Source organism: Pseudomonas sp. SA233 (genome assembly GCF_054792385.1).
Genome location: NZ_CP096449.1, coordinates 2,952,526 through 2,978,721, shown reverse-complemented (window position 1 = coordinate 2,978,721; position 26,196 = coordinate 2,952,526). Strand labels below are relative to the sequence as shown.

The following is a 26,196-nucleotide window of genomic DNA, read 5'->3' as shown; positions in this document are numbered from 1 at the left end:
GCGACTCGCAGCCGGCTCGATAGAATGACCGTGACGACCGCAACCACAGCCCGCCGGGCCGTAGGATGCGGCAACCAGAACAATAACGATCCGGGTAACCTTGCCTATGGAAAGCCGCCTGCTGAGCGAGCGCAGTAGCGTGTTTCATCACGCCGACCCTTATGCTGTGTCCGATTATGTCAACCAGCACGTAGGCCAGCATTGCATCGGTCTGTCCCGCACCACTCATCCGCAAGCCAGTCTCAGTCACCGCAAGTTCGCTGAGCTGGACCTGTGCCGCATCAGCTACGGCGGCAGCGTGCGCGTTACCTCGCCGGCACTGGAAACCATCTACCACCTGCAGGTGCTGCTCAACGGCAACTGCCTGTGGCGTGGGCACAAGCGCGAGCACCACCTGGTGCCGGGCGAACTGTTGTTGATCAACCCCGACGACCCGGTTGACCTGACCTACTCGGAAGACTGCGAGAAATTCATCCTCAAGGTGCCGACCCGGCTACTGGACTCGATCTGCGACGAACAGCGCTGGCACCGCCCTGATGGCGGGGTGCGGTTCTTGCGCAACCATTACCGGCTGGACGAGCTGGACGGGTTCGTCAACCTGCTGGCCATGGTCTGCCAGGAAGCAGAGGTGAGCGATTCGCTGCCCAGGGTGCAGGGCCACTACAGCCAGATCGTCGCCAGCAAGCTGCTGACCCTGATGAGTACCAATATCCGTCGCGAATGCCTGAGCGGGCCGCAAGCGGGGCTTGAGCGCATTCTTGACTACATCGAGCGCAACCTGAAGCTGGAGTTGTCGGCTGAGGTACTGGCAGAGCAGGCCTGCATGAGTTTGCGATCACTGTATGCGTTGTTCGACCAGCATCTGGGCACCACACCCAAACATTACGTGCGCCAGCGCAAGCTGGAGAGGGTGCATGCATGCCTGAGCGACCCGACTTGTGGGGTGCGCAGTGTGACGGAGCTGGCCCTGGATTACGGTTTCCTTCATCTGGGGCGTTTTTCCGAGGTCTATCGGCAGCAGTTTGGTGAGTTGCCGTCGCAGACGTTCAAGCGGCGGGGATGACATCCGCCCGCTTGGCCACCTGACATTTCTGCCAGTTGTTTGCATTTCATGCACAACACACCATTTGTCTTATCTCGGGTAAAAGGTTGCAATCATGTCGACTTCATTGCAGTACACCGTTTATGGACATGATGGATGCAGTCAATACGCACCAGTGCTGCGCTTCAGCGGGCAGAGAAAAGCGCCGGTTGCAGGGCACTATTTGCTGGGGAATGGATACCGTGCGTTCAATCCGATATTGATGAGGTTCCTCAGCCCTGACAGCTGGAGCCCGATGGGCGCTGGAGGGTTGAATTGTTACGTCTACTGTGCTGGGGATCCCGTTAATAATACTGACCCGAGCGGTCACTTCAAGCTTCCCAGAGTGCGGTTGCCGAGCGTTCGCCCTAAGGCAGGGTTTCACATGCGAAATCCAGAATCCAAAGGGAAAACAACGACTTCTCCGGTAGTAAGCGAACGTATCGTGGGAGCGGTCAATGAGCTGGGCCGTGGTTATGGGAATCAGTTGAGCCACATAATGACATCGGCGGAATGGTCTGATCCTCAAATTCTGCTGGTGGAAGGCACCACGCTGAAACTGATCAGCAATTATGGAGAAAACTTGAAACGGGAAGCGGGTTGGACAGTCAGCCAAGCTGCAGCACCTATCAGTTCGCAGAGTCGACTAAGCGAGGCGATCGGCGTGCTCGTTCCGCTCTACGAAAAGATGAAGCTCGCCAAAAATACTCCTAGTGCAATCAGCTGGCTACATGACCCCAAACGGCAAATTCCGAACGTGCGAGATCCCGGCAAAGCTGGATAGCACTCTGCACAATCCGGATAGTCCCCCGCAAGCGGTCTCCCTAACCTGACCAGGTCTAAACAATAACAAGGGAGACCCTGGCCATGTCCCTGGGATTCGACTACCTCAATGCCTTGCTCGAGGACGACCGTGAAAAGGGCATCTACCGCTGCAAGCGCGAGATGTTCACCGACCCACGCCTGTTCGACCTGGAGATGAAACACATCTTCGAGGGCAACTGGATCTACCTGGCCCATGAAAGCCAGATACCCGAGAAAAACGACTTCCTCACCCTGACCATGGGGCGCCAGCCGATTTTCATCGCGCGCAACAAGGACGGTGAGCTCAATGCCTTCCACAACGCCTGCAGCCACCGCGGCGCCATGCTCTGCCGGCACAAGCGCGGCAACCGCTCCAGCTACACCTGCCCGTTCCACGGCTGGACCTTCAACAACAGCGGCAAGCTGCTCAAGGTCAAAGACCCGAGCAACGCCGGCTACCCCGACAGCTTCAACTGCGACGGTTCCCACGACCTGACCAAGGTGGCACGCTTCGAGTCGTACCGTGGCTTCCTGTTCGGCAGCCTGAAGGCCGACGTCAAGCCGTTGGTCGAGCACCTGGGCGAGTCGGCCAAGATCATCGACATGATCGTCGACCAGTCGCCGGAAGGCCTGGAAGTGCTGCGCGGCGCCAGTTCGTACATCTACGAAGGCAACTGGAAGCTAACCGCCGAGAACGGCGCCGACGGCTACCACGTCAGCTCCGTGCACTGGAACTATGCCGCCACCCAGAACCAGCGCAAGCAGCGCGAGGCGGGTGACGAGATCAAGACCATGAGCGCTGGCGCCTGGGCCAAGCAGGGCGGGGGCTTCTACTCCTTCGACCACGGCCACCTGCTGCTGTGGACCCGCTGGGCCAACCCCGAGGACCGCCCGGCTTACGAGCGCCGCGACCAACTGGCCGCCGACTTCGGCCAGGCCCGTGCCGACTGGATGATCGAGAACTCGCGCAACCTGTGCCTGTACCCGAACGTGTACCTGATGGACCAGTTCAGCTCGCAGATCCGCATCGCCCGGCCGATTTCGGTGAACAAGACCGAAATCACCATCTACTGCATCGCGCCGAAAGGCGAGAGCGCCGATGCCCGCGCCAAGCGCATTCGCCAGTACGAAGACTTCTTCAACGTCAGCGGCATGGCCACCCCCGACGACCTGGAAGAGTTCCGCTCGTGCCAGACCGGCTACGGCGGCGGTACCGGCTGGAACGACATGTCCCGCGGCGCTGAACATTGGGTGGAAGGCGCCGACGAGGCGGCCCGGGAAATCGAGCTCAAGCCGCTGCTGTCGGGCGTACGCACCGAGGACGAAGGCCTGTTCGTGCTGCAGCACAAGTACTGGCAGGAAACCATGATCCAGGCCTTGAAGGATGAACAGCAACTGATCCCCGTGGAGGCCGTGCAATGAGCCTGTATGCAACCGTGCGCGACTTCCTTTTCCGCGAAGCGCGTTACCTGGATGACGCCCAGTGGGATCAGTGGCTGGAAATGTACGCCAGCGATTGCACCTTCTGGATGCCGAGCTGGGACGATGACGACACCCTCACCGAAGACCCACAAAGCGAAATCTCGCTGATCTGGTACGGCAACCGTGGCGGCCTGGAAGACCGGGTGTTCCGCATCAAGACCGAGCGCTCCAGTGCGACCGTGCCCGACACCCGCACCTCGCACAACATCAGCAACATCGAGATCGTCGAGCAGGGCGAGGGCAGCTGCCAGGTGCGCTTCAACTGGCACACCCTGAGCTTCCGCTACAAGACCACCGACAGTTACTTCGGCACCAGCTTCTACACCCTCGACCTGCGCGGCGAGCAGCCGCTGATCAAGGCCAAGAAGGTGGTGCTGAAGAACGACTACGTTCGCCAGGTCATCGACATCTACCACATCTGATCCAGGGTTTTGCGAGCGCTGCCCGGTGCGTCCTGCGACGTACCGTGGCCCGGCTCGCCCGCGAGGTGCAACATGAGCTACCAGATCGCACTGAATTTCGAAGACGGGGTTACCCGCTTCATCGAGGCCACCGGCCATGAAACCGTGGCCGACGCCGCCTACCGCCAGGGCATCAACATCCCGCTGGACTGCCGCGACGGCGCCTGCGGTACCTGCAAGTGCAAGGCCGAGTCTGGCCGCTACGACCTGGGCGACAACTTCATCGAAGATGCCCTGAGCGAAGATGAAATCGCCGAAGGTTACGTACTGACCTGCCAGATGCGCGCCGAGAGCGACTGCGTCATCCGCATCCCGGCCTCGTCGCAGTTGTGCAAGACCGAACAGGCCAGTTTCGAGGCCGCCATCAGCGATGTCCGCCAACTGTCGGCCAGCACCATTGCCCTGTCGATCAAGGGTGAATCCCTCAGCCGCCTGGCCTTCCTGCCGGGGCAATATGTCAACCTCAAGGTGCCGGGCAGCGAGCAGAGCCGAGCCTATTCGTTCAGCTCGCTGCAGAAGGACGGCGAGGTAAGCTTCCTGATCCGCAACGTGCCGGGTGGGTTGATGAGCAGTTTCCTGACCAACCTGGCCAAGGCCGGCGACAGCATGACCCTGGCCGGGCCGCTGGGCAGCTTCTACCTGCGGCCGATCCAGCGTCCGCTGTTGCTGCTGGCCGGTGGCACCGGCCTGGCACCGTTCACCGCGATGCTGGAGAAGATCGCCGAGCAGGGCAGCGAGCACCCGCTGCACCTGATCTACGGCGTGACCAACGACTTCGACCTGGTCGAACTCGACCGCCTGCAGGCGCTGGCGGCGCGCATCCCCAACTTCACCTTCAGTGCCTGCGTGGCCAACCCCGATAGCCAGTACCCGCAGAAGGGCTACGTGACCCAGCACATCGAACCGCGCCACCTCAACGATGGCGATGTGGATGTGTACCTGTGCGGCCCGCCACCGATGGTCGAGGCGGTCAGCCAGTACGTGCGCGAGCAGGGCATTACACCGGCGAACTTCTACTACGAGAAGTTCGCGGCGGCGGCCTGATTTCCTTCATCCGAACATAACACTGCTTCTGTGGGAGCGGGTTCACCCGCGAAGAGGCCGGCAGGTACAGCGGTTTTGTCTTGTCGGACGCATTCGCGGGTAAACCCGCTCCCACAGGGACCGCGGGCTAGCGGAGATTTGCATATGAACAACCGATTCCAAGGCAAGGTCGCCCTGGTCACCGGTGCCGCCCAAGGCATCGGCCGTGGCGTGTGCTGGCGGCTCAAGGCCGAAGGCGCGCAAGTGATAGCGGTAGACCGCTCCGAACTGGTTCACGAACTGGCCAGCGAGGGCATGCTCACCCTCACCGCCGACCTGGAACAATATGGTGACTGCGCCAGGGTCATGGCCAACGCGGTTGAAGCGTTCGGCCGCCTCGACATCCTGGTCAACAACGTTGGCGGCACCATCTGGGCCAAGCCCTTCGAACACTACGAAGTGGACCAGATCGAAGCCGAAGTACGCCGTTCGCTGTTCCCCACCCTGTGGTGCTGCCATGCCGCACTGCCATACATGCTCGAACGTGGCAGCGGTGCCATCGTCAACGTCTCGTCCATCGCCACCCGTGGCGTCAACCGCGTGCCCTACGGCGCAGCCAAGGGTGGCGTCAACGCGCTGACTGCGTGCCTGGCCTTTGAAACCGCCGGCCGTGGCATCCGAGTCAACGCCACTGCTCCCGGCGGCACCGAAGCGCCACCCCGGCGCGTACCGCGCAACAGTGCCGAGCAGACCGAACAGGAAAAGCACTGGTACCAGCAGATCGTCGACCAGACCCTCGACAGCAGCCTGATGCACCGCTACGGCAGCATCGACGAGCAGGTGGGCGCAATCCTGTTCCTGGCTTCCGACGAAGCCTCGTACATCACCGGCGTGACCTTGCCGGTAGGGGGCGGCGACCTCGGCTGAGCGACACCCCAAGGCAAAAAGCTTTCTTTCACAACAAAAACAAGAGCGACAGATGCCATGCGAACCCTTGACGTACACCCGATCATCGATAACGCGCGCTTTACCCCGTTCCACTGGATGGTCATGGCCTGGTGCGGCCTGCTGCTGATCTTCGACGGCTATGACCTGTTCATCTACGGCGTGGTACTGCCGGTCATCATGAAAGAGTGGGGCCTGACCCCGTTGCAGGCCGGTGCACTGGGCAGCTATGCGCTGTTCGGCATGATGTTCGGCGCCCTGGCGTTCGGCAGCCTGGCCGACCGCATCGGGCGCAAGAAAGGCATCGCCATCTGTTTCGCCTTGTTCTCCGGGGCAACCATCCTCAACGGGTTTGCCAGCAGCCCGAGCGAGTTCGGCATCTACCGCTTCATTGCCGGCCTGGGCTGTGGCGGCCTGATGCCCAACGCCGTGGCACTGATGAACGAGTACGCGCCCAAGCGACTGCGCAGCACGCTGGTAGCGATCATGTTCAGTGGCTACTCGCTGGGCGGCATGCTCTCGGCGGGTGTCGGCATCTTCATGCTGCCGCGTTTTGGCTGGGAATCGATGTTCTTCGCCGCAGCGGTGCCACTGCTGTTGTTGCCGGTAATCCTGTACTACCTCCCTGAATCGATCGGTTTCCTGGTACGCCAGGGCCGTACCGACGAGGCCCGCAAGCTGCTCAAGCGGCTGGACCCGGATTGCGACGTGAAGGCGGACGATGTGCTGCAGGCGGCCGACCGCAAAGGCAGCGGGGCTTCGGTGCTGGAACTGTTTCGCAACGGCCTGGCCATTCGCACCCTGGCGCTGTGGCTGGCGTTCTTCTGCTGCCTGCTGATGGTCTACGCGCTCAGCTCCTGGCTGCCGAAGCTGATGGCCAACGCCGGCTACAGCCTGGGCTCGAGCCTGTCGTTCCTGCTGGCGCTGAACTTCGGTGGCATGGCCGGGGCGATTCTCGGTGGCTGGCTGGGCGACCGTTACAGCCTGGTCAAAGTCAAAGTGTCGTTCTTCATCGCCGCCGCGCTGTCGATCAGCCTGCTGGGCGTGAACAGCCCGATGCCGGTGCTGTACCTGCTGATCTTCATTGCCGGCGCCACCACCATCGGCACGCAGATCCTGCTGTATGCCGGCGCCGCCCAGCTGTACGGGCTATCGGTGCGTTCCACCGGGCTGGGCTGGGCCTCGGGCATCGGCCGCAACGGCGCCATCGTCGGCCCGCTGCTGGGTGGTGCACTGATGGGCGTCAACCTGCCCCTGCAGCTCAATTTCATCGCATTCGCCATCCCTGGCGCAATTGCCGCGCTGGCAATGGCCGTGCACCTGGCCAGCGGCCGTCGGCACGCCCAGGCGGTTGCGGCACAGGCGTAACTCCAGAAAAACAACATGAGGTAAACCACCATGACCGTGAAAATTTCCCACACTGCCGAGGTACAGCAGTTCTTCGAAGAGGCCGCAGGCTTTGGCAACGATGCCGGCAGCCCGCGCCTGAAGCGCATCGTGCAACGCGTGCTGCAAGACACCGCGCGGTTGATCGAAGACCTGGACATCAGCGAAGACGAGTTCTGGCATGCCGTCGACTACCTCAACCGCCTGGGTGGCCGCGGCGAGGCCGGGTTGCTGGTGGCTGGGTTGGGCATCGAGCACTTCCTCGACCTGCTGCAGGATGCCAAGGACCAGCAGGCAGGCCTTGTCGGCGGCACTCCACGCACCATCGAAGGCCCGCTGTACGTGGCCGGCGCGCCGATCGCGGAAGGTGAAGTACGCATGGATGACGGTAGCGAGGAGGGCGTGGCCACGCCGATGTACCTTGAGGGCCAGGTGCTCGACCCACAAGGGCGGCCGTTGCCTGGGGCCACGGTCGACCTGTGGCATGCCAATACCCGTGGCACCTATTCGTTCTTCGACCAGAGCCAGTCCGAGTACAACCTGCGCCGGCGCATCATCACCGATGGCGAAGGCCGCTACCGCGCACGCTCCATCGTGCCGTCCGGGTATGGCTGCGATCCACAGGGGCCGACCCAGGAGTGCCTGGACCTGCTCGGCCGTCACGGCCAGCGTCCGGCGCATGTGCACTTCTTCATCTCGGCACCGGGGTACCGACACCTGACCACGCAGATCAACCTGGCCGGAGACAAATACCTGTGGGATGACTTTGCCTATGCCACGCGGGATGGGCTGGTGGGCGAGGTGGTGTTCGTCGAGGGCGAGGCGGGGCGACATGCCGAGTTGAAATTCGACTTCCAGTTGCAGCAGGCCCGGGGCGGTGCCGATGAGCAGCGCAGTGGGCGGCCGCGGGCGTTGCAGGAGGCCTGATCCACCCAGTTGTCTTCTTCGCGGGTGAACCCGCTCCCACAGGTACGGCGCAAATGCTGGAACCTGTGTAGTCCCTGTGGGAGCGGGTTTACCCGCGAAGAAGGCAACACAAGAACAAGAGCCGGTCACTTAGCCCGGCCAGATGCCTTGCGAGAGGTGCCATGAAAACCCTGATCAAGGACAGTTCACTGTCCGCCATCGTCGCCGGCTGCATCGCCACGATGATCTCCTACGCAGGCCCCTTGGTGATCATCTTCCACGCCGCAGAAGCCGCCGGCCTGTCCCATCGGCAACTGTCCTCCTGGGTCTGGGCAGTGTCCATGGGCAGTGCCGTACTCGGCGCGCTGCTCAGCCTGCGCTACCGGGTGCCGGTGGTGATCGCCTGGTCGATCCCTGGCTCGGCGCTGTTGGTCACCGCCTTGCCGCAACTGGGCCTGGAACAGGCCGTTGGCGCCTACCTGGTAGCCAACCTGGTCCTGCTGCTGATCGGCATCAGCGGGGCCTTCGACCGTATCATCGCGCGCCTGCCGGGCTCCATCGCCGCCGGCATGCAGGCCGGCATCCTGTTCAGCTTCGGCATCGAGGTGTTCCGCGCCTTGCCGGTGCAACCGCTGCTGGTACTGGCGATGTTCGTCACCTACGTGCTGATGCGCCGGGTGCAGCCGCGCTACGCCGTGGCGGCGGTGCTGTGCGTGGGCACGCTGGTGACCGTGGCCAGCGGGGCGTTTCGCAGCGAAGCATTGGTGCTGGAGCTGGCGTCGCCGCAGTGGGTCACCCCGCAGTTCAGCCTGGCAGCGGTATTCAGCTTGGCACTGCCGCTGGTGCTGGTGGCCCTTACCGGGCAGTTCATGCCGGGCATGGCAGTATTGCGCAACGCCGGCTACACCACGCCGGCCAGCCCGATCATCAGCGCTAGCGCCCTGGCCGGTGCCGCGCTGGCGCCGTTCGGTTGCCACGGGCTGAACCTGGCGGCGGTCACCGCCAGCCTGTGCACCGGGCATGAGGCCCATGAAAACCCACGGCGGCGCTATGTCGCGGCGGTGGCTGGCAGTGCGCTGTACCTGCTGCTGGGGATCGCCGGGGCCACGCTGATGTCGCTGTTCGCAGCATTCCCCGCCGCCCTGATCGCCGCCCTGGCCGGGCTGGCCCTGTATGGCGCCATCAGCGAAGCCCTGGCCCGCAGCCTGGCGGAACCAACCGAGCGCGATGCCGGGCTGTTCACCTTCCTGGTCACCGCTTCGGGGGTGGCCTTCCTGGGCCTGTCGGCAGCCTTCTGGGGCCTGCTGTTCGGCCTGCTGAGCCATGGGTTGCTGAGGCTGCGCCAGCCACGTGCCCGGGAGGTGCTGCGCCGTACCCCATGAACCGCCGTGCTTCCAACGCTTTACCCATAAAAACAAGATCAAGAGAGCTTCGGAATGAACCACACCCCTTGTGTCGCCCTGGGCCTGACTTTGCTCAGCCAACCGTTGCTGGCCGCCGAAGGCGGCTTCTTCGAAGATTCGAAGGCCACCCTGAGTGCCCGTAACTACTACTTCAGCCGCGACTTCTCCGACATCGTCGGGGCAAACCGGCAATCCAAGGCCGAGGAGTGGGCCCAGGGCTTCATCCTCGACTTCAAGTCGGGCTACACGCCGGGCACGGTCGGCTTTGGCATTGATGCCCTGGGCCTGCTGGGCATCAAGCTCGACAGCAGCCCCGATCGCACCAATACCGGGTTGCTGCCGGTGCACGGCGATGGCCGCGCCGCCGACGAATACAGCCGCATGGCGCCCACCTTCAAGGCCCGGTTGTCCAAAACCGAATTGCGCGTCGGCGAACTGCAACCCAACCTGCCGGTGCTGACCTTCAGCGACATCCGCCTGTTGCCACCGACCTACCAGGGCGCCAGCCTGAGCTCGGCGGAAATCGACGGCCTGACCGTGCAGGCCGGGCACCTGAAAAGCACCCACCTGCGCAACGAAGGCGGCGACGGCAAGATGAACGCCATGCTCGGCCATGTGCCGATCCGCCAGGTAGAAAGCGACGCCTTCAACTACCTGGGCGGGGACTATGCGTTCAATGCCAACCAGAGCAGCGTCAGCCTGTGGTATGGGCAGCTGGAGGACATCTACGAACAGGGCTTTGTCGGCCTCAAGCACAGCAAGCCCCTGGGCAACTGGGTGCTCAGTGCCAACCTGGGGTATTTCACCGCGCGCGAGGACGGCGATGCGTTGCTCGGCAACATCGACAACCAGGCGTTCTTTTCGATGTTCACTGCCCGGCATGGCGGGCACAGCTTCCATGCCGGCTACCAGGGCATTTATGGCGACAGCCCCTTCCCACGGGTGTTCGCCAACATCTCGCCGCTGGGTAACGAAGTACCGACCTATGAGTTCGCCTACACCGACGAACGCTCGTACCAGGTGCGCTACGACTACAACTTCGCGGCCATGGGCGTGCCGGGGCTGACCGCGACCGTGCGCTACATAACCGGTAACAATGTCGATACCGGGCTGGGTTACGAAGGGCGCGACCGCGAGCGCGACCTGGACATCGGTTACGCCGTGCAGGGCGGGGTGCTGAAGGGGCTTGGGATCCGGGTGCGCAATGCCATGGCCCGGTCCAACTACCGCAGCGACATCGACGAGAACCGTCTGACGCTGGTGTACACCTGGCAGTTGTTCTGACGCACCCACAGGGTGCCTGCGGGACCTTTGTAGGAGCGGCCTTGTGTCGCGAAAGGGCTGCGCAGCAGCCCCCGACAATCTTCAGGGGGATCAAGATAGCCGGGGCCGCTATGCGGCCCTTTCGCGACACAAGGCCGCTCCCACAATGAAAGCCCATAACCAAGGGAATTGCGCATCAGGGCTGGATGAAGGTAGCTTCTGGAAACCACCTTTTCAGGAATGCCACCCTTGGACTCCATCACCCAGGCCGTACTCGGCGCGGCCTTGCAAGGTACCGTGCTCGGCCGCATCCAGGGCCGCCGCTCGCTGTTGTATGGTGCGGCGCTGGGCACGCTTCCCGACCTGGACGTGATCATCCGCTACGCCGACCCGGTGTCGCAGATGACCTACCACCGCGGCTTTTCTCATTCCTTGTTCGTGCTCACCGGCCTGGCCTTGCTGCTGGCCTGGCTGGTCAACAAGTGCTGGCCAGGCAAAGGCTATACCTTGCCCAGGCTGTTCCTGGCGTTCTGGCTGGTGCTGGTCACCCACCCGTTGCTCGACGCCTTCACGGTCTACGGCACGCAGTTGTTCTGGCCCTTGCAGGCCACCCCGGAAAGCTGGGCAGCGGTGTTCATCATCGACCCGGTCTACACCGTGCCGCTGCTGGCCGCGGTGATCTACGCAAGCATCAAGGGGCTGACAAGCAAGGCGGTGCAGCTAATGACCTTGGCCTTGCTCTTCAGCGCAGCCTACCTGGGGTTCGGCCTGGCCGGACGCATGGCGGCCGAGCAGCGGTTCCAGGCTGCCCTCGACCGCCAAGGCATCGCCGTCAGCCAGGTGCGTGCCGTGCCGATAGCGTTCAACAGCCTTGTCTGGCGGGTGCTGGCCAAGACTCCGGATGGCGATTACTACGAGGGCATCAGCAGCGGGTTCGACCAGCACCCGCCAGAAATGCAACGTTTGCCGCGTAATCTTCAACTGGCGCAAGCGCTGGCCGGGCACCCGTTGCACCAGCGCTTGCGCTGGTTCACCGACGACTGGCTGCGCTACGACCAGGTCGGCGATGCGCTGGTGGTCAGCGACCTGCGCATGGGCATCCCGGGGAACTACACGTTCCGCTTCAACATGGCCCACCGAGACAGCCAGGGGCACTGGATTGCCGATGTGCCGTCGCTGTGGGAGGGTGCCGGGCCAGGGGCGGCGTTCAATGGCGCCGACCTGGTGCTGATCTGGCGACGGATCGTCGAGCAGCAGCCACCTTTGCCGCTGGCCGCCTGGACCGATCGCTACCTGGGGCCTGCCGCAGTCGAGCGCGGGCGCTGAGGCGTGCGTTCAGCCGGGCTGGACCTGGTCAAGTGGACGGCGATGCTGACCATGGTCGCCGACCACCTGCGTTTTCTGTGGCCTGATGCCGATGGCTTGTTCGTGGTTGGCCGGTTGGCGTTTCCACTGTTCTGCCTAGCGATTGCGGTGAATGTGGCGCGCACCAGGTGCGGTGCGCTCTGTACCCGCGGCAACCTGCGTTATCTGGGGCTGATGCTGGTGTTCACGGTGCTGTCGGAACCTGCGTACCGTTGGCTGGACAGTGGTTCGCCAACGTTCAGCGTGATGCCGACCCTGGTGTTGGGGTTGCTGGTTGCCTGGGGCGTGCATCATCCGTCGAGGTCGGCGCGCGTGCTTGGCGTTGCCGGTCTGCTTGCAGGGTGGTTGTTCAGCGAACAGCTGATGTACGGGCTGCCGGGGGTGATGCTACCGAGCGCCTGGTTGATGGCCCGCCGCAAGGGAGGGGCGGCCTGGGTGTTGCCTTGCCTGTTGGCCATGGGGGGGAACCTGACCAACAGTTGGTTGCGGGAACATCTGTTGGCGCCCATTACCGTGCTGACGCTGATTGCTGCAGCCTTGGCCATTCCGGTCGGATTGCTGTTGCTGCGTCATGATGATTGGCGGGTGCCAGCAGTGGGACGTTGGGGCTACCTGTTCTATCCCGTGCATTTATTGGTGATCAAGGTCTTCGCTTGATCGCTCTCGACAGTCCTGCTTGCATTTCACAAATCCATACCTATCTAAACCAGCCGCACCAGACCCAGGAACCACCCATGGAACCCAACCGCTTCGGCGACATCGCCGCCTTCGTCAGCGCCGCGAGGGCCGGCAGTTTTACCGCCGCCGCCGCCACCTTGGGCCTGACGCGCTCGGCGGTGGGCAAGAGCATCGCTCGCCTGGAGGCGCGCATGGCCGTGCGCTTGCTCAACCGCACCACGCGCAAGCTGAGCCTGACCGACGAGGGCCTGGTGGCCTACGAGCGCTGGCGGCAGATTCTGGATGACCTGGACGAGGTGGAAAGCACCATGGCGCAGCGCCGTGGCAAGCCCACCGGCACCCTGCGCCTGACAGCACCCCTGTCGTTCGGCCAGCGCCATGTGCTGCCGATTCTCGACCGTTACCTGAAGCAGTGGCCCGAGCTGCGCGCGGATATACGCTTCACCGACCGTTTCGTCGACCTGGTCGAGGAGGGTATCGACGTTGCGGTGCGTATCGGTGTACCGAAGGAAGACTCGCAACTCTTGACCCGTACGGTGGCCTGGCAGCAGTTCGTCACCTGCGCCTCGCCCGCATACCTGGACGCACGCGGCGTACCACAGGTGCCCGGCGACCTCTACGGCCATGACAAGATCGCCTTCCTGGCCGGCGAAAAGGTCATGCCGTGGCGCTTTCATACCGAAGCGGGGCTGCACCTGTGCGAAGACCCCGGGCGGCTGAACATCGACAGCTCCGAGGCGATGCTCGCCGGCGCCCGGGCGGGTTTCGGGCTGATTCACTTGCCCACCTACATTACCGGCGACGACCTGCGTGCCGGCACCCTGGTGGAGGTGCTGCAAGCCTATCGGCCACCGGCGGACCCGATTCGCATCGTGTACCCAAGCAAGCGCCACCTGTCGCCGCGCGTACGCGGCTTCATCGACCTGCTGGTAGCCAGTTGGGAACCGGGCGTGCCCTGGGAAGACTGATTGGGGAATGGCAGGCCCCTATGCCGGGCCTGAAGCCGGGTTTATCACTGGCTGCGCAGCAGGGAAACTGGCAGTCACTGATAATCCCTGTGGAGACCCCATGACTGCACTGTCCGTACTGGACCTGGTCATGATCGGCGAAGGCAAGACCTTCGCCGACGCGATCGAAGAGTCCCGCCAACTGGCGCGCCATGTCGAGCAACAGCACTACAGCCGCTACTGGATCGCCGAGCACCACGACATGCCGGGCATCGGCTCGGCCGCCACGTCACTGGTCATCAACGAAATCGCCAACGCCACCCGGCATATCCGCGTCGGCGCCGGTGGCATCATGCTGCCTAACCACGCGCCGCTGGTGGTGGCCGAGCAGTTCGGTACGCTCGACACCCTGCACCCTGGCCGCATCGACCTGGGCCTTGGCCGTGCGCCGGGCAGCTCCGGGCCTACCGTGCGCGCCTTGCGTGGTGCTGCGCCAGAGCGCGACTTCAGCCAGGACATCGCCGAACTGCGCGACTACCTGGCTGACAATGGCAAACGGCGGGTACGCGGCGTGCCTGGCAAGCATGACATACCGATGTGGATTCTCGGCTCCAGCCTGTTCGGTGCCGACCTGGCAGCGAAACTGGGCCTGCCCTATGCCTTCGCCTCGCACTTTGCCCCGCGCTACCTGCTGCAGGCCATTGCCCATTACCGGGCCAACTTCCAGCCTTCGGCACAACTGGCCAAGCCGTATGTGATGGTGGGCATGAACCTGTTCGCCGCCGACAGCGATGCCGAGGCGGATTACCTGGCCAGCTCCCATCGCAAGTGGATGCTGGACTTGCACGTCGGGCGCGTCGGCCTGTTGCCCAAGCCGCAGGAGGGCTATGTCGAGAGCCTGCCGGACCATGAACGCGAGGTACTTGAGCAGGTGATGGCCTGCACCGTGGCCGGCGGGCCGGACCGGGTAAGGGAAGGGTTGCGCACGCTGATCGAGCAGACCGGTGCAGATGAACTGATGATCGACTGCCGCATCCACGACCCGCTGGCGCGGCAGCGTTCGCATGCCTATGCCGCGCAGGCCCTGGCGCAGCTGGGTTAAAGGTACCGGCCTCTTCGCGGTGAACCCGCTCCCACAGCGGTTGCACAGGCCCTGGAGTCATGGGCAATCCTGTAGGAGCGGGTTTACCCGCGAAGAGGCCAGAACAGGAGAACGATCAGCTACGGGCCAACCGCCCACTCACATAATGCGCCACATCATTGAACCCCGGCGTCGAGGCATGCCCCGGCGTGACCAGCGAATCAATGAACGCTTCATCCTCCGCGGTAATCTTCACCGCCAGCGCCCCGCCATAGGTATCCCACTGTTCTTCGGTCCGCGGCCCGACTATCGCCGAACTGACCAGCCGATTGTTCAGCACCCAGGCAATCGCGAACTCGACGATAACCACGCCCTTGGCTTCCACATAGGCCTGGATCTGCCGGGCAATGGCCAGCGACTCCTGGCGCCATTCCACCTCCATGATGCGCTTGTCCTGGCGCCCGGCACGGCTACCGGCATCCGGCACCGCCCCCGGCGCATATTTGCCGCTGAGCACGCCCCGCGCGAGCGGGCTGAATGGCACCACGCCCAGGCCATGGGCGGCCGCAGCGGTAAGCTGCTCCGGTTCGGCCTGGCGATTGACGATGTTGTACAGCGGCTGGCTCACCACCGGCCTGGGCACGCCCAGGCGCTCGGCAATGTGGCAGGCCTCGGCGATGCGCCAGCCGCGGAAGTTGGACACGCCCCAGTAGCGGATCTTGCCTTGGCGCAGCAGGTCGCCGATGGCCTGCACGGTTTCCTCCAGCGGTACCTTGTGGTCTTCGCGGTGCAGGTAGTAGATATCCAGGTAGTCCATGTCCATGCGCGTCAGCGTGGCATCGAGGGCATTGAAGATGTGCTTGCGCGACAGGCCGCTGCGGTTGGGAAGGCCATCGGCCGGGCCAAAGCCGACCTTGCTGGCCACGATCCAGTCATGGCGATGGCGGGCCACCGCTTCGCCGACGATTTCCTCCGCGCGTCCGGCGTTGTACACGTCTGCAGTGTCGATGAAGTTGATGCCCTGGTCCCAGGCCTTGTCGATGATGCGCAGGGCGTCCTCGGTGCTGGTCTGCTCGCCGAACATCATGCTGCCCAGGGTAAGGGCGGAAACCTGCAGGCCACTGTGGCCGAGGGGGCGGTAGATCATGCGCTTGGGTCCTTGTGCAGTCGGCTGATCTACCCGTTTTACACACAACCGGGGCGCAATGAAAGGCAGCTTCAGCCGATCAGCGCCAAGGCCTCCTGCAAGGTCAACGGGCGCTTCAGGCGTTGCGACAGCGTCGCCATGGCATCGGAATAGCCCTTGGCGACAACTGCCTCGACCCGCTCATCCACGCATTGCAAGGCAATGAAGTCGCCTTTTTCCGGCTCGCCGACGAACTCGATGCGGTTCCAGTCCCGCGCGTGGCCCAGCACTTCGTAGGTGCGGCCGTGCTGGTAGGTCCAGAAGAACGGTACGTCGGCGTAGCGGCGCTGCTCGCCGAGCATGTTGGCGGCGGCGATCACCCCATGTTGCTGGGCCAGCCGCCAGTGTTCGATACGCACCGGGCGCCCGCTGAGGGGGAAGGTGGCGATATCCCCCGCGGCCCACAGGCCATCTGCAGCGCGCATTTCGGCGTCCACTTGCACTGACTTGTCCTCGGTCAGCAGTACGCCCTGAATGAACGCGGTCGCAGGTCTTACCCCGGTGCCCAGCAGCACCAATGGCGTCTGTAGCCGCTCACCGTTGGCCAGCAGCACGGCCTCGACCTTGCCCTGGCCCTCGATCCGCTCGACCTCGGTGGGGCCGTGGAAGGTGACCCCCTTGCGTTCGTGCAACTCGCGGATGCTACGGCCGATGCGCTCGCCCAGTTGCCGGGCAAGGGGGACCTCATGGCGGGTGACCAGGTGCACCTGCACACCGTACTTGCGCAAGGCCGAGGCGGCCTCAAGGCCGATGAAACCGTCGCCGACGATCACTGCCGGCTGGCCGGGCTCGGCAGCGTCCAGCAGTTGCGCCGCATCTTCCCGTGAGCGCAGGGTAAATACCCCGGGCAGGTCGACGCCCGGGATGTCGGGCCGCAGCGCCTTCCCGCCGGTGGCCAGCAGGCAGGCGTCATAGTCGATCTGCTGGCCGTCGGCCAGGGTGATCTGGCGCTTCTGCGTGTTCAGGGTGCGCACCTTGCCATGCTTGCGCTCCAGCTGGCCCTTGCGCAGGGCGTCTGCGTCGAGCAGGGCCGGCACCTCATCGGGCGGCATCTGCCCGGCGATCACGAATTTGCTGAGGGAAGTACGATCGTAGGCTGGCTGGCGCTCCTGATCGACCCAGACCAGGCGGCCGGCAAAGCCATGGTCCAGCAGGGTGGCGACTGCGGCACTGCCCGCGGCACCAGCGCCGACCACCACGAAACAGCGGGCGTCGCTGTGGCGGGGCGGCTCGGTTCTGGGCAGGGGTTGGTCGTCGACCCAGACCTCGTCGCCCTTGACCCAGGTTTTGTAGCGGCGCAGGTCGGCCAGGGCCGGCGGCTCGCAGACCGCGCCCTCGTCCACGGCGAACGCGGCCTTGTGCCAGGGGCACACCAGCAGGCCGCCGCACACCACGCCTTCATTGAGTGGCGCGCCTTCGTGGGGGCAGTTGCCCTGGTAGGCGTGCACCTGGTCGCCCTGGCGGATGAGGATGATCTCCTCGCTGCCGGCCTGGACGCGCAGGGGGCGGTGTTCGTCGAGTTGAGCCAGTCGGGCCACGGCGTGCTGGGTCATGGGGGTTCTCCAAAGGGACCTTTGGAACCATTTGACGCCTGGGCTGGGGAGGGGATGCGTTGAGCTGACGATCGGTGGAGGGTGTGGATTGTGTGTGGCCTGGGCGGGCCTCTTCGCGGGTGAACCCGCTCCCACATGGATCCCACAATCTTCAAGTTGGTGGTGATCCTGTGGGAGCGGGTTTACCCGCGAATGCCTCAACTGGCCCTTGCAGTACTCAGCGCACCAGCCCGGGTAACTCGCAAGGCCACCAGGCTACCAAACACGATCAACGCCGCCAGCGAATACAGCGCAGCATCGGTCGAGCCGGTCTGGTCCTTGATGAAACCGACCAGGTACGGGCTGAGGAAACCGGCCATCTGGCCCACCGAGTTGATGATCGCAAGGCCCGCGACAGCCGCGCCGGCGCTGAGCAGTGCGGTGGGCATCGGCCAGAACATCGGCAGGCCGGTGAGCGCGCCCATGGTGGCGATCGACAGGCCGAGGATGGCAATGGTCGGGTTGCCGGCGAAGTTCACCGCGATCAGCAGGCCGATGGCGCCCATCAGCATCGGCACCACAAGATGCCAGCGGCGCTCATTGCGCAGGTCGGCAGAACGCCCGCAGAGGATCATGAACACGCCGGCCAGCAGGTACGGGATGGCGCTGAGCCAGCCGATCAGCAGCGGGTTGTCGAAGCCCATGTTCTTGATGATCGACGGCAGCCAGAAGTTGATCGCATACACACCGCTCTGGATGCAGAAGTAGACAAAGCCGAAGGTCCAGATCAGCGGGTTGGTCAGCACGGCGAGCACGCCGTCGCCGGTGGTGCTCGGCTTGCTGGCGGCATCGGCGTCCAGGTCGGCGGCGATCAGCTGACGTTCGGCCGGGCTCAGCCAGGCGGCTTTCTGGTAGCCGTCGCTGAGCAGGAACACCGCCAGTACACCCAGGGCAACGGTCGGCAGGCCCTGGATCAGGAACATCCATTGCCAGCCGGCCAGGCCGTGCTGGCCGGCGGCGAAGTGTTGGAGGATCCAGCCGGAGAACGGCCCGCCGAGCAGGCCCGAAACCGGGATCGCCGACATGAACAGGGCCATGATGCGGCCGCGGCGGGCCGCCGGGAACCAGCGCGAAAGGTACAGCACCACGCCCGGGAAGAAGCCGGCTTCGGCGGCGCCGGTCAACAGGCGCAAGGCGTAGAACTCGGTGGGCGTGGTGACGAACAGCAGGCAGGTGGAGAGGCTGCCCCAGGCGATCATCATCAGCGCGATCCAGCGCCGCGGGCCGAAGCGGTTGAGCGCCAGGTTGCTCGGCAGGCCGCAGAGCACATAGCCGATGAAGAAGATGCCGGCGCCAAGGCCGTACACCGTTTCGCTGAACTTCAGGGCGTCGAGCATCTGCAGCTTGGCAAAGCCGACGTTGACGCGGTCCAGGTAGTTGAACAGGTAGCAGATGAAAATGAACGGAATCAGCCGCAGGGTGATGCGCCGGTACAGCGCGTTGCGGGTGGTGTCCGTGCCTTGGTCAGGGGCGGGGCTGTATGCCATGATCGGGTTCTCTGTTGTTATGGTTGTCGCCGCGTCGCCTGTTCCGGCGCTCGCCCTGACGAGTCTCGGGGACTGCGGCGTGCCTGTCTTTGTGCTTTTGCACAGCACTTGCACCGGGCTGCTGTGCCCGAGCCCAAATCCCTGACACCCAAAGGACCGCTCAATGTTCGAACTCGACCATGACCTGGCGCAGGATATCGTTGACCGCGCGATGGCCATTCTGCCGTGCAACGTCAATGTCATGGACAGCCAGGGTTTGATCCTCGGCAGTGGCGAACCTGAGCGTATCAACACCCGCCACGAGGGTGCGCAACTGGTGCTGGCCAACGGCCGCATCGTCGAGCTGGATACGGACGCTGCCAAGTGCCTGAAGGGCGTGCAGCCCGGGGTGAACCTGCCGCTGATGCTGGATGGCCGATTGATGGGCGTACTCGGCTTGACCGGTGACCCGCAGCAAGTGCGCACCTATGGCGAGCTGGTGCGCATGACCGCCGAGATGCTGCTGGCCCAGCGCCATTTGCAGGCCGACCAGCAATGGCGACGCCAGCGCTGTGACGATTTGCTGGCCCTGTTGCTGGGCGGCAGCGGCGATTCTCCCCGGTTGCTCGACGAGGCCCGGCAACTGGGCCTCAAGCCCCAGCTGCCGCGGGTACCGTGCCTTTTCGAGCTGGCCTCGGGGCCAGCCGCCGAAACCCTGGCGGCATGGTTGATGAGCCGCTACCCGGACAGTTGGTGCGTAAGCCCGGCCCGCCAGTCGTTGTTGTGGTGTCGCCCGGCAGGTGTGGCGCTGGACGAAACTCGCCTGCTGGAACGCCTGCAGCGCCATGGCTGGGACGTGGAGCGGCTGGCCCTGGGCAGTGTCGCGCAAAGCCTGGAGCAACTGCGCCGGGGTTATCGCCGGGTGCGCGACCTGTTGGCCTATGGGCGCGAGGTACTGCCCGGCGAGCGCTTGCTCAGCCTGCAGCGCTACCGGTTGCCGGCATTGCTGTGGCGGCACCGCAACGATGATGCGCTGGATGAATTGCTGGAACCGTTGCAACGTATTCGCAGCAAGGACAGCAGCGGGCAGTTGCTCACCACCCTGCGCGCCTGGTGTGCCCATGACGGCCAGAGCCAGGCCTGTGCCGATGCCCTGGGCATCCACCGCAACAGCCTGCGCTACCGCCTGGAGCGGATTGCCGAGCTGGGCGAGGTCGACCCGCTGCGCATGGAAGGGATGCTTAGCTTGTACCTGGGGTTGCAGCTGCTGCCTGCCGACTGAAGGGCCAGTGCAGGTGAAAGGCATCTGCCCAAACAACCCGCCCGGCGTTTTGTGCATTTGACCGAGGCCACCTTTGCAGCCACCTGTCAGCATGCCGCTCATCAGGACAGGAGAAACCCCATGAAGATCGTCATTGCCCCCGACTCGTTCAAGGACAGCCTCGACGCCGCCGGTGTCGCTCGCGCCATCGCGGCGGGCCTGGGCGAGGCCTGGCCGGAGGCCGAGTTGGTCGAGTGCCCGATGGCCGACGGTGGCGAAGGCACCATGGATGCGATTCTTGCCGCCAGCCACGGCGAGCTGCGTCGTCAGACAGTGCGCGGGCCGCTGGGGCAAAGCGTGGAGGCGGGCTGGGGCTGGCTGCCGCAAAGCCGCACGGCGATCATCGAAATGGCCCAGGCCAGTGGCCTGCAACTGGTGCCCACTGGCCTGCGCGATGCCTGCCGCAGCAGCACCTGGGGTACCGGCGAGCTGATTGCCGCCGCCCTGGCCGCCGGCGCGCAACGGGTAGTGCTGGCCATTGGCGGCAGCGCCACCAACGACGCGGGCAGCGGCATGTTGCGGGCGCTGGGCCTGCGCCTGCTGGACGCCGACGGGCAAGCGCTGGAAGAGGGCGGCCTGGCCTTGGCCAAGCTGGCCCGCATCGATGCCAGCGACCTTGACCCGCGCCTGGCCGAGGTGCAGTTCGAAGTCGCGGCAGATGTCGACAACCCGCTGTGTGGCGCCAATGGCGCCTCGGCGATCTTCGGCCCGCAGAAGGGCGCCAACCCACAGCAGGTGCAGGCGCTGGACCAGGCCCTGGGGCATTTTGCCGACCATTGTGCGCAACTGCTGGGTGAGGATGTGCGGGACTACCCAGGCTGTGGCGCTGCTGGTGGCATGGGGTTCGCAGCCCGGGCCTTCATGGGGGCTCAGTTCCGCCCTGGGGTGGAAGTGGTGGCCGAACTGGCCGGCCTGGATGCCTTGGTGCAAGGTGCAGACCTGGTAGTGACCGGCGAAGGGCGCTTCGACGCCCAGACCTTGCGTGGCAAGACGCCGATGGGGGTGGCTCGGGTTGCCAAGCGCCATGGGGTGCCGGTGGTGGTGCTGGCCGGCACCTTGGGTGAAGGCTACCAGCAACTGTATGCCCATGGCGTCGATGCTGCCTTTGCCTTGGCCAGCGGGCCGATGAGCCTGGAGCAGGCTTGTGCCAATGCTGCTGAGCTGCTGCGGGCGCGGGCTTGTGATATCGGGCGGCTGTGGCGCTGCGCAACGCGAACTTGATCGACCGCTGCAGTCTGCCGCCCCCCGCGCTTGGTCATTGATTTTTTTGTTGTTATCGTAGAAAGGAGAATCGAAGGTAGCCAGCAAATGCCCGTCACAGAGCCTTTCCACGATAACGTTGCGGTGTTTACCGATGCCGCACAGGGCCTGGGACTGGCCTGTTCCATGACGCTGGCGGAGGTGGGCGAGTTGCGCAACCGCCTCAAGGCCTGCCGCTACGTGCCAGTCAACGTCGCCAGCACCCGCGCCGACCTGGGCGAAAGCCTGGTCTGGGATGAAGGCAGCGGCGCGTTGTACTTCGTCGATATCTCTGGCGGGCGGATCAACCGCCTGACGCCTGATGGCCAGGCCGAGTGCCTGTACGAATCCGCGGCACGCATTGGTGCGCTGGCGCTGACCGACCAGGGCAACCTGATTTTCACCGAAGACGCCAGCGTGGCCATCTTCGATGTGTCGCTGCGCAAGGTGCGCCGGCATTCGGTGTCGGTTCACCCGCGGTCGACCTACCGTTTCAACGACGGCGCCTGCGACCCGCAGGGCCGATTCGTGACTGGGCTGATGGACGATGCCCTGAGCGGCAACACCGGGGCACTGTTCCGCTTTGACGGGCAGTTGAACGATCAGGTGATCCACGACGACATGGCGTTGCCCACCGGCCTGGCCTGGTCGCAGGACGGCCACACGGTGTACTTCGTGGACTCGGCGGCGCGCTCGATCTACCGCGCCAGTTACCTGGCCGAAGGCCGGCTTGGCGCGGTCACTCTGTTTGCCGAAACCCCTGCCGAACTGGGGCGGCCGGACGGCCTTGCGCTGGACCGTGACGGCGGCCTGTGGGTGTGCCAGTACCATGGCAGTTGCCTGTTACGCTATGACCGCCATGGTCACCTCACCGACCAGGTACTGATGCCAGTGCCGTGCCCTACCAGTTGCTGCTTCGGTGGGGAGGGGATGAATACCTTGTTCATCAGCACCGCGCGCTTGGGCATGAGTGCCGAAGACTTGCAGCATTACCCCGACGCTGGCGACCTGTATGCCATCAACCCGGAAATTGGCGGCATCGCCCGTCACACCTTCAAGGAATAAGCTTTTGCGCCTGGCTGGCCGGTAGCACGGCCAGTTCGCCAAAGCGCTGCGCCGCGTCGATGTAGCGCAACGCCGACTTCGCGTCTTTCCAGCCCACATAGCTCATCAGCGCCTTCAGCTCCCAACCGTTGGCCGTGGCCCAGGTGGCAAAACCTCGGCGCAGCGAGTGCCCGGTATACAGCGCCGCCGGTACCCCGGCGCGCTCCAGCATGCGCCGCAGCAGGCCGACCAGGCTGTTGCTGTTGAGCGCGGTGTCGCCGAGGTTGCCCCAGCGGTCGAGCTTGCGGAACACCGGCCCATGGGCGATGCCGGCGACTTCCAGCCATTGCAGGTAGGCCGTGACCGGGCACAAGGCCTTGAGGGCCGGGGTGCGATGCTGTACGCCCAGGGCTTCGCGGTCGCCCTTGCTGCGCGGCAGGAACAGGGTGATGCCGACGCCGGCCTCGGCCTGGATGTGCTCCACGCGCAGGCGTGCCAGTTCATCACCCCGAAAACCGCGCCAGAAGCCCAGCAACAGCAGCGCAGCGTCGCGACGCGCCCGGCGCAGGGTGGCCAGGTCATGCTGTTCCCGGGCATGGCGGGCTTCTTCTTCGAAACATTCCACTGCGCTTTGCAGGTGCTGCAGCAACAGCGGCGCCGCCTGCCGGGGCGGTGTCGGGTGCAAGGTGCGGATGCCGCGCAGCACCTGGCGCACCAGCGGCGCCTTGGTCGGGTCGGGGAAACCTTGGGCGACGTGCCATTGGCTGAGCGCCGCCAGGCGCTGGCGCAGGGTACTGACGGCATGCTGGTCGGCGTGGTCGGCCAGGTAGCGGGCGATGCTCTCGGCCGTGGCCGGGAGAAAACCGCCCCAGTGGGTTTCGAAATGCTCGATGGCGGCCTGGTAGCTGCGCCGGGTGTTGTCACGGGTGGCGGCGCGGAGGTAGCGCTCGATGTCGGTCATGGTGCGGGGGCGAGTGGATGATGGGCACACGATAAACCGAAATGGATTGCCTGTCCTGGCTGCGATGCTGGCGGGATTGTCGGGGGCGCTTAGCGCCCCTTTCGCGACACAAGGCCGCTCCCACAGGGTTGCGCTGCCTGCAGGTCCAGCGCAATACCTGTGGGAGCGGCCTTGTGTCGCGATGGGCTGCGAAGCAGCCCCAATCTGGCTTGCGTTACACGCAGGCCTTGTCCTCGACACCGTTGAAGAGCGGGTAGTCGCGCAGCTGCGCCGGTGACAGCGGCCGGCTGAAGTGGTAGCCCTGGGCGATATCGCAGCCGGCAAGCTTCAGGCACACCACTTGTTCGCGGGTTTCCACGCCTTCGGCCACCACTTCCAGGCCCAGGCGTTTGGCAAGGATGATGGTGGACGACACGATCGGGCTGTCGTCGTGGCTGTTGGACAGCGGCGCAATCAGCGAGCGGTCGATCTTCAGCTTGCTCAGCGGCAGCGAATGCAGGTGGGCAAAACCGGCGTAGCCGCGGCCGAAATCGTCCAGGCTGATGCCCAGGCCGGCGTCGCGAAGAGTGTGCAGGTGCGCCACCGCCGTGCCTTCGGGGTCGAGGATGGTGGTTTCGGTGATTTCCAGCTCCAGCCGCTGCGGGGCGATGGCGTACTGCTGCAGTTCGCTCAGTAGCCGTGCAGCGAAGTCTGCCTGGCGTAGCTGCAGCGCAGATACATTGACCGCCAGCCGCGTCTTCCGGCCTTGGGCGTCCCAACCCGACAGGGCTTCGCAGGCCAGGCGCAACACCTCCCAGCCCAGCTCGACAATGAAGCCGCTGCGTTCGGCCAGGTCAATGAACCGGTCAGGGTACAGCAGGCCGAACTCGGGGTGGTCCCAACGCACCAGCGCTTCGTAGCCCAGCACCTGCTGGGTGTCGAGGCGGATCTGTGGCTGGTAGTGCAGCACGAACTGGCGCTCGGCCAGGGCGCTGCCGAAGGCCTGTTCGAGGGTGAAGGCGTGGATGTCGGCCAGGTTCAGCGATGGGTCGAAGAAACGGTACTGCGCGCGCCCGGCCTGCTTGGCCGAGTACATCGCGGCATCGGCACTGCGGATCAGGCTGTCGATGTCCTGGCCGTCGCGCGGGCAGATACTCACGCCTACGCTGGGGCTGGTGTTGACCTCCTGGCCGTCCAGCGCGTAGGTGGCCGACAGCTTCTGCACCAGTACGCGGACCCAGGCATTGATCTGCTCCTCGCTGCGCTCACCGGCCAGCAGCACCACGAACTCGTCGCCACCAAAGCGCGAAGCCTCGTCGCCGGGCTCCAGCAGGCGCTGGATACGCCCGGCAACGGCCTGCAGCAGCAGGTCGCCGATCTTGTGCCCGAGCGAGTCGTTGATCGACTTGAAGCGGTCCATGTCGATGAACAGGATCGCCATCAGCCGGCGCTTGCCGCGTTGCCGGGTCAGCACCTGGCCGGCCACCTCGACGAACTGGCGGCGGTTGTGCAGGCCGCTGAGGTGGTCGGTGGCCGCCGCATGGCTGCTGCGCCGGTGTTCGTCCTCGAGGCGGTCGATCAACTGCTGGTTGACCTGCTGCGCCTGTTCCAGCGCGCTGAAGGCCTCCTGGCGCTTGCGCAACAGGCGCAAGGTCCACAGCAGGCTGGCGAGGATCATCAGGGTCATGCTCAGGTTCAACCAGAACTGCCGGGAATAGGCCAGCGTCGAGGGCGCGAGGATTTCGTCCTGGCGCTGGCTGACCACCACGCTGAAACCCCGCTCCGGCAGGCGCCGGTACAGGCTCTGGTAGGGGGCGCCGCCCGCGTACTGGGTCAGCATGCCTGCTTCACTGCCGCTGTCCGGCAGCCCGGGCAGCAGTGCGTCACCGGCCACCACGCCGCTGCTATCGATGCGCACCCGCTCCAGGCCGTCATCCTGCAGCAGGCGCACCAGCCCGCTGCCGCCCAGGTCGATGTGCTGCAGCAGCACCGCCAGGTAGCCGATGTCCAGCTGCACCACCAGGATATTGTCGATTTCGCGGCCGGGCAGGTTGGTCAGCGGCAGCAGGAAGGGCAGGTGCCAGTTGGGCACGGTGGTCGCTTGCCCGGGGGGCTGCACGCTGGGCAGGAACGGTTTGAAACCGTAGCGGGCAACGTGCCGCTGCAGCTGGCGCAGCCAGTCTTCGGGCAGCTCGGCGGCCTCGTCGGCATGGCTGGCCGACAACAGCCGGCCTTGCCTGTCGTACAGGCTCATGCGCTTGAATACCGGGTCTTCGGCAAGCATGCGCGCCAGGCTGACGCTGCCCTGGCTCAGCATCTTCATGTCGTCCTGGGCGACCCGGCCCACGGCCTGGGCGCGATCCACCAACTGGCGCAGGCTTTCGCCAACGATACTGGCCAGGTTCAGGTGCTCGGCGGCCTTGGCCGACAGCGCATCCTGGCGGGCGGCAACCTTCTGCGAAACATGCAGCCCCCAGACAAAGGCCAGGGTGGCTGCACAGAGCATCAGGATCAGCAGCCGCAGAAGGCTGGCGGATGAAAGCGAACGGCGAATCACTGCTGATAGTTCCCGACCCTGGGTGA

The 26,196-nt window shown here is 64.7% G+C and carries 22 protein-coding genes; 17 read left to right on the top strand and 5 right to left on the bottom strand.

Features of this window, described 5'->3' with window-relative positions:
• Positions 1-106: 106 nt before the first annotated feature.
• From benR to M1D87_RS13870, 14 genes are all read left to right on the top strand, one after another.
• Positions 107-1,063 carry a benABC operon transcriptional activator BenR gene (gene benR, locus M1D87_RS13935; protein WP_061551249.1) on the top strand — a complete coding sequence of 319 codons (957 nt, stop codon included), beginning with the start codon at positions 107-109 and terminating at the stop codon, positions 1,061-1,063.
• Between the two features lie 94 nt (positions 1,064-1,157).
• Positions 1,158-1,865: an RHS repeat-associated core domain-containing protein gene (locus M1D87_RS13930; RefSeq protein ID WP_123084090.1), complete on the top strand. Its 708-nt coding sequence runs from the start codon at positions 1,158-1,160 to the stop codon at positions 1,863-1,865.
• Between the two features lie 83 nt (positions 1,866-1,948).
• On the top strand, positions 1,949-3,307 hold the full coding sequence (gene benA / locus M1D87_RS13925) for a benzoate 1,2-dioxygenase large subunit (RefSeq protein WP_123084091.1): 1,359 nt from the start codon (positions 1,949-1,951) through the stop codon (positions 3,305-3,307).
• Positions 3,304-3,789 (top strand): benzoate 1,2-dioxygenase small subunit, encoded by a 486-nt coding sequence (gene benB / locus M1D87_RS13920; protein ID WP_013972678.1) that lies wholly within the window; start codon positions 3,304-3,306, stop codon positions 3,787-3,789. Before benA ends, benB begins: the two co-directional genes overlap by 4 nt.
• Before the next feature lie 72 nt (positions 3,790-3,861).
• A complete protein-coding gene (gene benC / locus M1D87_RS13915) occupies positions 3,862-4,872 on the top strand; it encodes a benzoate 1,2-dioxygenase electron transfer component BenC (RefSeq protein ID WP_013972677.1) in 1,011 nt (336 codons plus the stop codon).
• Between the two features lie 144 nt (positions 4,873-5,016).
• Positions 5,017-5,778 carry a 1,6-dihydroxycyclohexa-2,4-diene-1-carboxylate dehydrogenase gene (locus M1D87_RS13910; RefSeq protein WP_013972676.1) on the top strand — a complete coding sequence of 254 codons (762 nt, stop codon included), beginning with the start codon at positions 5,017-5,019 and terminating at the stop codon, positions 5,776-5,778.
• A 57-nt stretch (positions 5,779-5,835) separates the two neighbouring features.
• Positions 5,836-7,164: an MFS transporter gene (locus M1D87_RS13905; RefSeq protein ID WP_123084093.1), complete on the top strand. Its 1,329-nt coding sequence runs from the start codon at positions 5,836-5,838 to the stop codon at positions 7,162-7,164.
• Between the two features lie 30 nt (positions 7,165-7,194).
• Positions 7,195-8,109 carry a catechol 1,2-dioxygenase gene (gene catA, locus M1D87_RS13900; RefSeq protein WP_061551245.1) on the top strand — a complete coding sequence of 305 codons (915 nt, stop codon included), beginning with the start codon at positions 7,195-7,197 and terminating at the stop codon, positions 8,107-8,109.
• A gap of 161 nt (positions 8,110-8,270) precedes the next feature.
• A complete protein-coding gene (locus M1D87_RS13895; protein WP_123084094.1) occupies positions 8,271-9,470 on the top strand; it encodes a benzoate/H(+) symporter BenE family transporter in 1,200 nt (399 codons plus the stop codon).
• Positions 9,471-9,524: 54 nt separating this feature from the next.
• The gene (locus tag M1D87_RS13890) at positions 9,525-10,775 is read left to right on the top strand and encodes an OprD family porin (RefSeq protein ID WP_123084095.1); all 1,251 of its coding nucleotides are present in this window, start codon (positions 9,525-9,527) and stop codon (positions 10,773-10,775) included.
• Positions 10,776-11,003: 228 nt separating this feature from the next.
• On the top strand, positions 11,004-12,080 hold the full coding sequence (locus M1D87_RS13885; protein WP_123084096.1) for a metal-dependent hydrolase: 1,077 nt from the start codon (positions 11,004-11,006) through the stop codon (positions 12,078-12,080).
• A 3-nt stretch (positions 12,081-12,083) separates the two neighbouring features.
• Positions 12,084-12,776 carry a TraX family protein gene (locus tag M1D87_RS13880; protein WP_123084097.1) on the top strand — a complete coding sequence of 231 codons (693 nt, stop codon included), beginning with the start codon at positions 12,084-12,086 and terminating at the stop codon, positions 12,774-12,776.
• A gap of 77 nt (positions 12,777-12,853) precedes the next feature.
• Positions 12,854-13,765 carry a LysR family transcriptional regulator gene (locus tag M1D87_RS13875; protein WP_039613609.1) on the top strand — a complete coding sequence of 304 codons (912 nt, stop codon included), beginning with the start codon at positions 12,854-12,856 and terminating at the stop codon, positions 13,763-13,765.
• Positions 13,766-13,865: 100 nt separating this feature from the next.
• Positions 13,866-14,846 (top strand): LLM class flavin-dependent oxidoreductase, encoded by a 981-nt coding sequence (locus tag M1D87_RS13870; RefSeq protein WP_123084098.1) that lies wholly within the window; start codon positions 13,866-13,868, stop codon positions 14,844-14,846.
• Between the two features lie 115 nt (positions 14,847-14,961).
• On the opposite strand, the gene M1D87_RS13865 is transcribed toward M1D87_RS13870, so the two are convergent.
• The 3 genes from M1D87_RS13865 to M1D87_RS13855 form a co-directional block, all read right to left on the bottom strand.
• Positions 14,962-15,972 carry an aldo/keto reductase gene (locus M1D87_RS13865; RefSeq protein ID WP_123084099.1) on the bottom strand — a complete coding sequence of 337 codons (1,011 nt, stop codon included), beginning with the start codon at positions 15,970-15,972 and terminating at the stop codon, positions 14,962-14,964.
• A gap of 71 nt (positions 15,973-16,043) precedes the next feature.
• Positions 16,044-17,564, bottom strand: coding sequence for an FAD-dependent oxidoreductase (locus M1D87_RS13860; protein ID WP_123084100.1), 1,521 nt, complete (start codon positions 17,562-17,564; stop codon positions 16,044-16,046).
• A gap of 197 nt (positions 17,565-17,761) precedes the next feature.
• The gene (locus M1D87_RS13855; protein ID WP_123084101.1) at positions 17,762-19,090 is read right to left on the bottom strand and encodes an MFS transporter; all 1,329 of its coding nucleotides are present in this window, start codon (positions 19,088-19,090) and stop codon (positions 17,762-17,764) included.
• Between the two features lie 163 nt (positions 19,091-19,253).
• Between M1D87_RS13855 and M1D87_RS13850 the strand changes: the two genes are divergently transcribed.
• The 3 genes from M1D87_RS13850 to M1D87_RS13840 all read left to right on the top strand — a co-directional run bounded on the left by M1D87_RS13850 (position 19,254) and on the right by M1D87_RS13840 (position 22,694).
• Positions 19,254-20,351 (top strand): sugar diacid recognition domain-containing protein, encoded by a 1,098-nt coding sequence (locus M1D87_RS13850; protein ID WP_054573272.1) that lies wholly within the window; start codon positions 19,254-19,256, stop codon positions 20,349-20,351.
• Between the two features lie 120 nt (positions 20,352-20,471).
• Positions 20,472-21,611: a glycerate kinase gene (locus M1D87_RS13845; RefSeq protein ID WP_123084102.1), complete on the top strand. Its 1,140-nt coding sequence runs from the start codon at positions 20,472-20,474 to the stop codon at positions 21,609-21,611.
• Positions 21,612-21,776: 165 nt separating this feature from the next.
• Positions 21,777-22,694, top strand: a complete 918-nt coding sequence (locus tag M1D87_RS13840) for an SMP-30/gluconolactonase/LRE family protein (protein ID WP_232109093.1) — start codon at positions 21,777-21,779, stop codon at positions 22,692-22,694.
• Here the strand turns inward: M1D87_RS13840 and M1D87_RS13835 are convergent.
• Together M1D87_RS13835 and M1D87_RS13830 are read right to left on the bottom strand one after the other, a co-directional pair.
• Positions 22,684-23,634 (bottom strand): site-specific integrase, encoded by a 951-nt coding sequence (locus M1D87_RS13835; protein WP_054573275.1) that lies wholly within the window; start codon positions 23,632-23,634, stop codon positions 22,684-22,686. The genes M1D87_RS13840 and M1D87_RS13835 overlap by 11 nt on opposite strands.
• A gap of 214 nt (positions 23,635-23,848) precedes the next feature.
• Entirely contained in the window at positions 23,849-26,170 is a 2,322-nt protein-coding gene (locus tag M1D87_RS13830) for a putative bifunctional diguanylate cyclase/phosphodiesterase (protein WP_123084103.1), read from the bottom strand.
• Between the last annotated feature and the right edge of the window lie 26 nt (positions 26,171-26,196).